Source organism: Cupriavidus sp. SIMBA_020 (assembly GCF_046535395.1).
Taxonomy (GTDB): Bacteria; Pseudomonadota; Gammaproteobacteria; order Burkholderiales; family Burkholderiaceae; genus Cupriavidus; species Cupriavidus campinensis.
On record NZ_JAWRWU010001675.1, the window covers coordinates 1 to 236 of the forward strand.

1 pseudogene is annotated in these 236 nt (G+C 66.9%); it reads left to right on the forward strand.

Going from position 1 to position 236, the window contains the following annotated elements:
* Positions 1-236: pseudogene (locus tag SB751_RS35300) on the forward strand (cytochrome c); the annotation flags it as partial.

Sequence of the window (236 nt, forward strand, 5' to 3'; positions counted from 1 at the left end):
GGTCGAGGACAGCACGCAATATCTGACCGACGACGACGCGCTCGCCATCGCCCATTACCTCAAATCCCTGCCGGCGCAAAAACCGGCTGGACGCTACGACCCGCACGCGCGGCCCGATCCGTCCACGCGCAACGCCAACCGCGTCGACCCGCCGCAAACGCTCGGCCCGCGCGTCTATACGTCGTTTTGCGCGCGTTGCCACGGATCGGAGGGGATGGGCGTGACGGAGGTGTTTC